Raw genomic sequence first — 10,365 nt, 5'->3', positions numbered from 1 at the left:
GCGCCCTGTCAATTGGCCTCAAAGATCCTGGAGTAAGCGATGCCCCATGAAGGCAACCTGTTACAAGCGGCCGTGGTATTCCTGTTGGCCGCCGTGCTCACCGTGCCCCTGGCCAAGCACCTGAAACTGGGTGCGGTGCTGGGCTATCTGTTCGCTGGCGTGATTATCGGCCCCTCGGCCCTGGGCCTGGTGGGCAACCCGCAGAGCGTCGCGCAATTCTCCGAGCTGGGGGTGGTGTTGTTGCTGTTCATCATCGGCCTGGAACTGTCGCCCAAACGCCTGTGGGTGATGCGCAAGGCGGTGTTTGGCGTGGGGCTTGCGCAAGTGCTGCTGACTGCCATGGTGATAGGCGCAGTGGCGCTCTGGGCGTTTGGCCAGTCGTGGAACAGCGCGATTGTGCTGGGCCTGGGCCTGGCGCTGTCCTCTACCGCCTTCGGCCTGCAAAGCCTGGCCGAACGCAAGGAGCTGAACAGCCCCCACGGGCGCCTGGCCTTTGCGATCCTGCTGTTCCAGGACATCGCGGCCATTCCGTTGATCGCCATGGTGCCGCTGCTGGCCGGCAGCAACGACACCACCACTACCGCCCAGGACCTGAACCATGGGTTGCAGGTGCTGGGCAGCATCGCCGTGGTGATCATCGGCGGTCGCTACTTGCTGCGCCCGGTGTTTCGCATCGTCGCCAAGACCGGCCTGCGCGAAGTGTCCACCGCCACCGCGCTGCTGGTGGTGATCGGTACAGCCTGGCTGATGGAGCTGGTGGGGGTGTCCATGGCCCTCGGCGCGTTCCTCGCCGGCCTGCTGCTGGCCGACTCGGAATACCGCCACGAACTGGAATCGCAAATCGAACCGTTCAAGGGCCTGTTGCTGGGGCTGTTCTTTATCAGCGTGGGCATGGGCGCCAACATCAGCCTGTTGTTCAGCACGCCCGTTGTGGTGCTGGGGCTGACGCTGCTGCTGATCGCCATCAAGTTGCCGCTGCTGTACGCCGTCGGGCAGATGGTCGGTGAGCTGAACCGCGAGAGCGCGGTACGCCTGGGCGTGGTGCTGGCCGCCGGCGGTGAATTCGCCTTCGTGGTGTTCAAGATCGGCCGCGACCAGGGCCTGTTCGCCCCACACCTGTACGACGTGCTGGTGTTGACCATCACCCTGTCCATGGCCCTCACCCCCCTGCTGCTGCTGCTGTGCCCCAAGCTGTTTCGGCCCAAGGCCAAGCCGGTGGAAGTACCGCAGGAATACCGCACCATCGAGAGCGATGCGCCACGGGTGGTGATCGCCGGGATGGGCCGTATGGGGCAGATCGTGGCGCGGATTCTGCGGGCCCAGAACATCTCGTTTATCGCCCTCGACACCTCAGTGGAAACCATCGAGCTGACCCGCAGTTTCGGCGGCATGCCGGTGTTCTACGGCGATCCCCAGCGGCCAGAGATCCTGCATGCGGCCAAGGTCGACCAGGCCGAGTATTTCGTGATCGCCATGGATGATCCCGAAATCAACATCAAGACTGCCGAGCTGGTGCGCAACCTCTACCCGCACATGAAGATCATCGCCCGCGCCCGTAACCGCCAGCACGTTCATCGCCTGGTGGACCTGGAGGCGTCACCGGTGCGCGAAACCTTCTATTCCAGCCTGGAAATGAGCCGCCGCACCCTGGTCGGCCTAGGGTTGAGCGAGGCCCAGGCCGAGGCGCGGATCAACCGCTTCAAGCATCACGACCTGCAACTGCTGGCAGCACAGCACGCGGTATACGATGACGCAGCCAAGGTGATGCAGTCGGCCCAGGAAGCCCGGGCGGAACTGGCGCGGTTGTTTGAAATGGACCGTCTTGAGGAAGAGTCCGGGAAGGTTTGAGGATGGACTCGAACGAAATTGCGAATTTTCTGACAGAATACTGCGCAATTTCGTTCATCCATTGGAAGACCTCATGCTCAGCCTCAGCAACACTGCCGCCCGCCTGGCCCTGGCGCTGACCGTCAGCCTGGGCGCCAGCCCGCTGTTCGCGGCAGCCAAGCCAGACACCGCGAAGCCAGACGACTTCCAGATCGTCTCGACCCTGGACGGCAAATTCACCTTCACCCTGCCCAAAGGCTATGTCGCCGATGCCTTGCCTGCCGGCGCGCAAGCCAAGGGCAATGCTGGCGCCAACGGCACGATGTATATCAACCAGGCGTCAAAAAGCGTGGTGGTGGTGGCCCAGACCCTGCGCAATGACGGTATCGACCTGAAGGACGACGAACCGCTGTTTCTCGATAGCGCGGCTGAAGGTTTCCTCAAGGACGTAGGCACCAGCCTGCCGGACTACAAGAAACTGGCACAGAAGAAACTGCTGATCAAAGGCGTGGGCCTGCGCCAGATTGATGGCACGGCAAGCATGGGGGGCGGCAAGACCTTGAACTCGGTCTTCCTGGCCGGCTCCGGCAACCGCTTGCTGGTGATCCAGGCCATTTCCCGGGCCGAGGATGTGACGGGGCATGAACTGCTGGTCAGGCAGATTACCAGCGGCAAGTGACATCCCCCTAAGCACCAAAAATCCAATGTGGGAGCGGGCTTGCTCGCGAAAGCGGCGGATCAGTCAGTAGATGTATTGACTGACACACCGCTTTCGCGAGCAAGCCCGCTCCCACATTTTTTGATTGCATTCCAACAGCCAGAACACCTACGGCTTGCGCAGCAGGTAGGTGTCCATGATCCAGCCATTGGCCTGGCGCGCCGCCTTGCGCACGCGCTCGATGTCCTCGGCCACCTCGGCCACCTTGCCACTGATCAGGATTTCATCCGGCGTGCCCAGGTACGCGCCCCAGTAGATCTCCAGGTCCTGGTCCGCCACGCTGCGGTAGGAATCCTCGGCATCGAGCATCACCACCAGGGTATCGGCATCACTGGCCTGCCCGGCGGCGAGCCGCCGTCCGGTGGTGATCTCGATGGAGCGGCCGATGCGGTTGAGCGGCACCTTATGCTGGGCGGCCAGGGCCTGGACGCTGGTGATGCCGGGGATGACCTCGAACTCGAACACACTGCCGCCACCGGCCAGGATCGCCTGCAAGATGCGGATAGTGCTGTCGTACAACGCCGGATCGCCCCAGGCCAGGAAGGCGCCCACTTCACCGTCGGCCAATTCTTCGTTGATCATGCGCTCGAAGGTTTGTTGCTTGTCGCGGTTCAGATCCTGCACAGCCGTGGTGTAGTCGATCTCGCCACGCACCCGCTCGGGGCAGTCGGCTTCGACAAAGCGGTAGGCATGCCCGGCATCGATATGGGTCTGGCAGATTTCCCGCCGCAGGTCGATCAGCTTGTCCTTGCTCTGGCCCTTGTCCATCAGGAAAAACACGTCGGTGCGGTTCAACGCCTTCACCGCCTGCATCGTGATGTAGTCGGGGTTGCCGGCGCCAATGCCGATGATCAGGATTTTTTTCATGGGTCAGGTGTTCTCGATAACGGGTCAAGCTGAGGGTGCGGATTTTGCCATGCAAAGGCCGCTGGCGGCAGGATTAAACACCAGCACCCCGCCCCTGCGCTCCAGACTGTTCGTTCCAGGCATTCAACAACCGGGCAGCACTCAAATAAAATCAAATTGTTTGGCAATATCCACCATGAACTTTCCGGCCAGGGTATTTTTATAATTCAGGGGGTCCACGCCTATATAGTCATTGCGCGTAACTTTAAAGTTGGTCAGCTGACTATTAACCGCTAACGGGCGCGTTTCAACCCTGGAGATTCTCTGCACGGACAATGCCTTTTCGACAAAAAGCTGATAGCGCGCGCCCAATTGAAACGTTCGGATTGAATGAATAGCCTTTTTACGTTCCTGATTATCCGTCGGTAACGAGAGCCGTATTTTATACATCGTTGAATCAAGGTCGAGTGCCCAGTGCTGTACACTGAGTTTCTTGCCTCTGAACACCAATGAGAACCCAATGCTTTCCTGATCCAGAAAAGGATGAAGGTGGGCAATTTTGTCGAAGCGCTTAGAGCCCTTCATGGACGAGCCATTGCATTGTTCGCAGGCAAGCACCAAGTTACCCAATGTCAGGGAAAGGAATGGTATTGCGGCCTTGGGATAATAATGGTCAAGGCTCCCCCGGTATCCCGAAATGCTCTCGTCCCCCTCCCTCACATCAATGCTTGCCATATGGCAATACGGACAAATGACATAATCAACCGTAGAGCACAGCGCATACGCACACCAGTTAACTGGCGGAAAAACCGAAGGCTTGGCGCTGAAACTCTTATAATTCAAGTAGTTCTCCAAAAGCTGGCGAACAGCCTTGCGTTCGGACTTCGACTTGAATCTTTTACGAAAGTCCTCAGCGATTGCGCGCAAACTTCCGGCCAACTCCCGGCATATCTGGTTTTTATACTGCGCCATGAAATCAGCCAATCGATACTGCACCATAACGCCAGCCTGGCAAGGCCCCTTGAACTGACGCAGGGCGATCAACATGTCGTCGATTTTACTCGCGACAAATGTTCGATGCCGAGTACGCGCCTTATACCACATATCAGAGACATTAATGATCATGATTTCTGACTGTCCTTGCGCACACGCAGCAGCGCATTTTTGATGCCCGCGTCACCAATGCTGTCCAGCAATAACTGATCCTGCGGCAACAGCGCGTGATCTGTTATTCGTGCGTGCAACTGATTGATTTTTTCTGCAGCAAACTCACCTAATGCAACCGAATCAAACGCTTTGAAAACGATATCTTCCAATGGTGTAGCGAAGGTCGCCCCCAATCCTTGTTCTTTATCCAGATTAGTGACCATGCACGTTGGAAAATCACCGGTTATCACCGGAGAGTGAGTGGCAACAACCAGCTGCAAAACGTCAACATCGAATTTTTTCTTGGCCGCCGCCATAAATTTATTCAATAAAGATATGTAACGACGCTGCCAAGCCAAATGCAAATAGGCGTCCCCCTCATCAATCAACACAAGCACATGATTCAACCGTTTATCACGCATCCGCTCAAAGGCTTTTCGCAACAGAAAAAACTGATCAACCAATGCCCTCACACCCGAACTCTGTTCCCCCAACAGTATCTCGACGGCTGCTGGGGAGGAGACCAACTGCGCAGCTTGCACAGCCGACTCAATGGTAAACGTATAGCTCCGTTTTTTTCTTTCAGGGTTCTTTTTCCCGAGGCGCAACCACTCCAACGTAGAATCAAAGCTTTTCACGATATCTTTCGTAATCAGGTCATCACGCCGGTCCTGCATGTAGTCGGCCATACTGTTCAATTTTAGAAAAGCCCGACCCACACGCAACTTACTTGAATGCTTCTCTACCATTTTTTCCAAAGTAGCCAGCATTGCAAGCCTGCCCTTCCCTGCGGGCAAGTTGCTTAACACTGCCCCTTCAATCTTCAGCAAGAGCGCATCGAAGCGTTTTTCAAATAAACTATTGGGGTGACCCCGTTCATAATAGGGTGATCGAAAATCTTCCTCACTCATCACCAGCTTTCGATATTCAATGATAAAACTTTCGAGCACTGGCGAATTTAAATGCCCTGTTTTCGAGCGCACCAATGAGAGCAGTGCCGGCGCAAGGATGTCCTTGCATAACGTTGAGCTATAAGTGATCGCAGCACGCAGACTCGAACTCAGCCCCAACTCCGCTGCAACCGAATAAAACTGTTCCAACTGATCCAGGCTTGCATTTTTTTCAAATCGAGGCGAGGCATCGACAAATCTATTTCTGAGCGGGATTCTTCTGCGATACGGCAAAGGCGAAAAATAGATAACACCCACTTTGCTCAACTCGGCCGCTGACAATTTACCGACACCTTCTTCGTACTGACCAAACACAGAACGTTGAGGCAATGCACGCATCGAGGAGATCGACGCCGCCATGTCGCTCAAGAGTGACGTCTTACCAGAGCCGTTGTTACCCAGGACCAGGCGGACCGTGTCCACATCAAAAAAGCCCTGCCACTTCAAGCTTTCTTTGTTTTCAAACTCAAAGGTGTGCTTGCCGGTTTCCACCGCAATCAGCTTTCTTGCCCTCATAAACGTCCTTGCTCAATCTGCAAAATGTATACGCACTCGATAGCGCACGACGGCCATCGCCGAAACAGCGCCGTATATAAACGCAAATGATTTCATTTTGCCACCTCATCCGTTATTCACGGTGCCCGTCCAGGCGCAAACGCCAGACACGGTTGAAGCGCAGGTCAGTGGAGGACAGCGGCTCCACATCGATCAGGTAGAACAGACCAACCGGGCATTGCATGACATGCAGCAGGGCCGCGCGAATCACCGATGGGTGCGTCACCGCCAGCACATGGCCGGGCTGGTCTTGCAGGGCCTGCATCCACTGGCCTACCCGCTCACAGAGCTGTACTACCGACTCACCGCCGTGTGGAGCACGGGTGCTGTCGGCAAGCCAGGTTGCCATCTCCTCATGATCGATGGCGTTGACATCCTGGCCATGCCAACGGCCCACATCCATATCACGCAGGCCGTCATCGACCCTGGCGTCCTCGCCAAACAGCATCGCCGTTTGCCGGGTCCGCCGTTCTGGCCCACATAGCAAGCGTGGCGCTTTTTTAAAACGGCCGGCCAGTCTCAAGGGTGTGGGCGGTACTTGCAGGGCCTCGTCGAGGGGCCATTGCCCGCGTTTCTGAGCCCGGGTCGCGTCATGGCAAATCAGCGTCAGGCGTGTGCTCTGCATGGGTATGGATCTCGGGTGATCAGGTGAAGGACGCATCTTACAACGATCAGATCTCGCAGCAGTGCATCGCAATGTTGACCAACGGTCGTGGGAATGTTCAGATGCCGGCCTGTTTCAGGTGCCTCATGCCGCCGTGCATGGGGTGAAACGGGAAACCGGTACGCTCGTTCGAGCAAGTCCGGTGCTGCCCCCGCAACGGTATTCGCGTGACCCCTTCGACACACCACTGTGGCCAGAACGCCATGGGAAGGTGAAGGGTTCGATACGCGAGAGCCCGGAGACCGGCCTGGAATTTCTGTTTGGCATAATCCTGCGGTGGGCGGGCATGGGCCGGTATCGGTGTGTGCCCGGTGCCTTCTCTTGCGTGCTTCTGCGAAGATACTTTCGAGAAGACCTATGATGTTCCAACGTTCCTCTACCTCTGGCTCGACCCTCCTGCTGGGTTGCCTGTTCAGCCCCCTGCTGCTTGCAGACAACAGCACCTTGGAGCTCAAGCCACAGACCGTTTCCGCACCGTCGGTGGAGTCCACCACGGTGGCCGAGATGGCCCAATACGGCAGCAAGGTCGAGATTGTCACCCGCGAGCAGATTGAACGCGCCGGCCCCAGCGCGGATATCACCCGGGCAATGCAGATGTTCATCCCCGGCTTCTACGTCGCACCGAAAAACGGCCCGTTCGATTACGGCACCTATTCCCTGCTGGGCGGACGCAATGACGACACCCTGATCCTGCTCGACGGCGTACGCCTGAACAATCGCCTGTACGGCGGCCTGTACCTGGACACCCTACCGGCCAACGCCGTGGAGCGCATCGAAGTGCTCAAGGGTGGGCAAAGCCTGTTGTTCGGCACCCAGGCGGTGGCTGGGGTCATCAACATCGTCACACGCAGCCCGCAGACCCGTGACGTTTCCGGCGAAACCAACCTCGGCGTCGATACCTTCGGCGGTACCACCGGCGATGCCCGGGCCGAGCGGATTTTGCGCAATGGCCTGGGCGACCTGGGGCTGCTGGCCTACGTCAGCCATAACGCGTCCGAGGGCTACCAGCCGTTTCGCAACCGCGACATGAGCAATGTCACCGACAAGAAACGTTCCTACGAAGTCACCACCTTCGGTGCCAAGGCCATCCAGTCCTTTGGCGATGACTCACGCCTGGAGCTGTTTTACCAGTACTCCGATGCCAACCTGGACTTCGCCGGCGCCACCAACCACCGCAAGACCACCAACGATCGCGTGCAGCAGATTGCTACGACGACCTTCGAACAGCGCGTCAACGAGCGGCTGAGCTACTTCGTCAAAGGCCATATCAACGATTGGGACACCCGCTACTCACGGGTCAACAACACCGCCGGCGGCGGCACCGTGGTGCGCAATCACAACGATTACTGGGGCTTTACCGACTGGGGCGTACAGGCCGAAGGCAAGGCTGAGCTTACGGGCGGCCATGTGCTGGTGTTCGGCTCCGATAACCAGTGGTTCAAGGGCCAGGACGACGTGATGGTCATCGACAACAACAAGGCCGAAGCCCATGCCTTGTACACCCAATTGCGACCGCAGATCGACGCCCTGCCCGACTGGCACCCGAGCCTCGGCGTGCGCCACGAAACCATGAGCGGCGGTGACAGTGCCACTGTCGGCATGCTCACCTCGCTGTATGACCTCAACGCCAACTGGGCCTTGCGCGGCCAGTACGGCACCGCCTACAAGCTGCCGAATGCCGAGCAATTGTTCGTCAACGAGCCCGGCGACGAGATCGGCAACCGTAACCTCAAGCCGGAGAAAAGCCGCAACGCCGAGCTGGGCCTGGACTACAAGGGCCTGCTGGCCGACCGTGAATTCAGCGCCAGCGTGACCCTGTTCAAGCGCAAGATCACCGACCTGATCACCCTCGACGATAGCCAGTGGGTCAACGGCCAGGGGCAGATCCAGATGCGCGGCTTCGAGGCCGACGCCCAGTTGGCACTCAACGAGCAGTGGAGCCTGCAGGCGGACATGACCCGCAACCTCACCGAGTCGCGCGCCGGAGTCACCATCAATGATGTGCCGAGTTTCTTCGCCCGCTCGCGGGTGGGTTTCGAGTCGCAGAATCGCCTGTGGGGCGCCGGCGCGGCCATCCGCTATATCCACGATGTGATCAGCTCGAAACGGATCGAGTACGGCCATTATTCGGTGGTGGATGCCGATGCCTACCGCTACCTCGACAATGCCCATCAACATCGGGTGAGCCTGCTGGTAGAAAACCTCTTCGACCGCGACTACGTCACCAGCCGCTCCAGCAATGTCGACAACCTGGGCCGACCGTTCACCTCAGAGGTGCGTTACACGTATCGTTTTTGATGACTCAAATCACGCAAATCGACGGGGTTGACACCCACCCCGACTGGTCCCGTATCCCCGACCACGCCCGGCATGTGCTGCTATGCACCGGCCCGCGCTGTACCCAGCGCGGCGCCTTGCAGCTGTGGAAAACCCTGCGCCGGCGCCTGCTGGAACACCAGCACATCGAAGTGCCCGGCGGCGTACTGCTGACACGCACCCATTGCCAGTTCCCGTGCAACCTGGGGCCGGTGCTCACGGTGTACCCGGAGCGCTGCTGGTATGGCGTGCGCAACAAGGCCGATGCCGTGCGCCTGGTGGATGTACACCTGGTGGGCGGCGAAGTGCTCGAAGAGCTGTTGATCCGGGAGCGCCCATGAAACGCCTGGGAGGGCTTGCCATTAGCCTGTTGTGCAGCGCAACCGCCCTGGCTGGCGGTTATCGCAATTGCCAGCAGGACTGGTATCTGCCCCAGACGCCACCGTCGCGCATTGTCGCCCTCAACCAGCACGCCGCCGATCTGCTGCTGGCCCTGGACGCCGGCCCGACACTGGTAGGCGTGGCGTACCTGGATGACAACGAGGCCGCGCGCAAGCCGGGTGAATATGTTGGAGTGCCAGTGATTGCCCCCCGCTACCCGGCCAGCGAGGTGCTGTATGGGCAGAAGCCGGACCTGGTGGTGGGCGGCTTTGCCACCGCCTTTGGCAACGGCGTCACCTCGCGCAGCGGGCTCGCCGGCAACGGTGTGGCTTCGTATCTGCTGGAGTCGGCCTGTGCCGGACACTCCCTGGACTACTTCGGCCACATTCGCAATGACCTGCTGACCCTGGGCAGCCTGCTGCATAAACTGCCGCGGGCCCGCGAACTGATTGACGCCCTGGATGCCGACCTGGCCAGGGCCCAGGCACTGGCCAAGCCGGCAAAACCCTTGTCGGTGTTTTACCTCGACAGTGAGGTCAACGGCCTGGACAGCGAGGGACGGCAAGGTTTTGTCACCGCCCTGCTGGCTGCTGCCGGGGCACGCAACCTGTTGGCTGGGGTCAATCAACACCGGGTCACGGTCAGCAGTGAGACGTTATTAATGAGCGACCCGGACGTGATTCTGCTGGCCGATGCCGTATGGTCCCCGGCCAGCCGTAAACGCCAGTTGCTGACCCGCGACCCGGTACTGTCGCGCCTGCGGGCGGTACGGGAAAACCGCATGATCGATATCCCGTTTACCCACCTGGTGCCCAATGTCGGCAGCGGCAAAGTGGTGCTGGACCTGGCACGCCAGCTCCACACCCTGTAGGAGCCGGCGACTCGTGACCTGTGGTCAAGAGTCATTTGAACAATCGTGGGTGTTTCCCCTGGCGCCCTGGGCAGATACTCGCCGCCATTGT

Annotated in this window: 9 protein-coding genes and 1 riboswitch; of the genes, 5 read left to right on the top strand and 4 right to left on the bottom strand. The window is 58.9% G+C overall.

The window, feature by feature from the left end; genetic code table 11:
* Positions 1 to 39 precede the first annotated feature (39 nt).
* Complete coding sequence (locus tag HZ99_RS00350; protein ID WP_038440443.1) at positions 40 to 1,848, top strand: monovalent cation:proton antiporter-2 (CPA2) family protein; 1,809 nt, start codon at positions 40 to 42, stop codon at positions 1,846 to 1,848.
* Positions 1,849 to 1,921: 73 nt separating this feature from the next.
* Entirely contained in the window at positions 1,922 to 2,506 is a 585-nt protein-coding gene (locus HZ99_RS00345; RefSeq protein WP_038440441.1) for a hypothetical protein, read from the top strand.
* A gap of 147 nt (positions 2,507 to 2,653) precedes the next feature.
* On the opposite strand, the gene cobF is transcribed toward HZ99_RS00345, so the two are convergent.
* From cobF to HZ99_RS00325, 4 genes are all read right to left on the bottom strand, one after another.
* Positions 2,654 to 3,412: a precorrin-6A synthase (deacetylating) gene (gene cobF, locus HZ99_RS00340; RefSeq protein WP_038440440.1), complete on the bottom strand. Its 759-nt coding sequence runs from the start codon at positions 3,410 to 3,412 to the stop codon at positions 2,654 to 2,656.
* A 141-nt stretch (positions 3,413 to 3,553) separates the two neighbouring features.
* Positions 3,554 to 4,516: a hypothetical protein gene (locus HZ99_RS00335; RefSeq protein ID WP_038440438.1), complete on the bottom strand. Its 963-nt coding sequence runs from the start codon at positions 4,514 to 4,516 to the stop codon at positions 3,554 to 3,556.
* Positions 4,513 to 6,003 carry an AAA family ATPase gene (locus HZ99_RS00330; RefSeq protein WP_038440436.1) on the bottom strand — a complete coding sequence of 497 codons (1,491 nt, stop codon included), beginning with the start codon at positions 6,001 to 6,003 and terminating at the stop codon, positions 4,513 to 4,515. Before HZ99_RS00330 ends, HZ99_RS00335 begins: the two co-directional genes overlap by 4 nt.
* A 112-nt stretch (positions 6,004 to 6,115) precedes the next feature.
* Positions 6,116 to 6,667 (bottom strand): histidine phosphatase family protein, encoded by a 552-nt coding sequence (locus HZ99_RS00325; RefSeq protein WP_038440435.1) that lies wholly within the window; start codon positions 6,665 to 6,667, stop codon positions 6,116 to 6,118.
* A 99-nt stretch (positions 6,668 to 6,766) separates the two neighbouring features.
* Positions 6,767 to 6,972: riboswitch (cobalamin riboswitch) on the top strand.
* 94 nt (positions 6,973 to 7,066) lie between these two features.
* On the opposite strand from HZ99_RS00325, the gene HZ99_RS00320 reads away from it, so the two are divergent.
* From HZ99_RS00320 to HZ99_RS00310, 3 genes are read left to right on the top strand one after another with little or no spacing between them, the layout of a single operon-like run.
* Positions 7,067 to 9,004: a TonB-dependent receptor plug domain-containing protein gene (locus tag HZ99_RS00320; protein WP_038447727.1), complete on the top strand. Its 1,938-nt coding sequence runs from the start codon at positions 7,067 to 7,069 to the stop codon at positions 9,002 to 9,004.
* The gene (locus HZ99_RS00315) at positions 9,004 to 9,363 is read left to right on the top strand and encodes a (2Fe-2S) ferredoxin domain-containing protein (protein ID WP_038440433.1); all 360 of its coding nucleotides are present in this window, start codon (positions 9,004 to 9,006) and stop codon (positions 9,361 to 9,363) included. The genes HZ99_RS00320 and HZ99_RS00315 overlap by 1 nt, the downstream gene beginning before the upstream one ends.
* Positions 9,360 to 10,274 (top strand): ABC transporter substrate-binding protein, encoded by a 915-nt coding sequence (locus HZ99_RS00310; RefSeq protein ID WP_038440431.1) that lies wholly within the window; start codon positions 9,360 to 9,362, stop codon positions 10,272 to 10,274. The genes HZ99_RS00315 and HZ99_RS00310 overlap by 4 nt, the downstream gene beginning before the upstream one ends.
* The last annotated feature ends 91 nt before the right edge of the window (positions 10,275 to 10,365 follow it).

The organism is Pseudomonas fluorescens (genome assembly GCF_000730425.1).
Lineage (GTDB): Bacteria > Pseudomonadota > Gammaproteobacteria > Pseudomonadales > Pseudomonadaceae > Aquipseudomonas > Aquipseudomonas fluorescens_X.
Note: the sequence above shows the minus strand (reverse complement) of the source record. Positions and strands in the feature narration are given on the sequence as shown.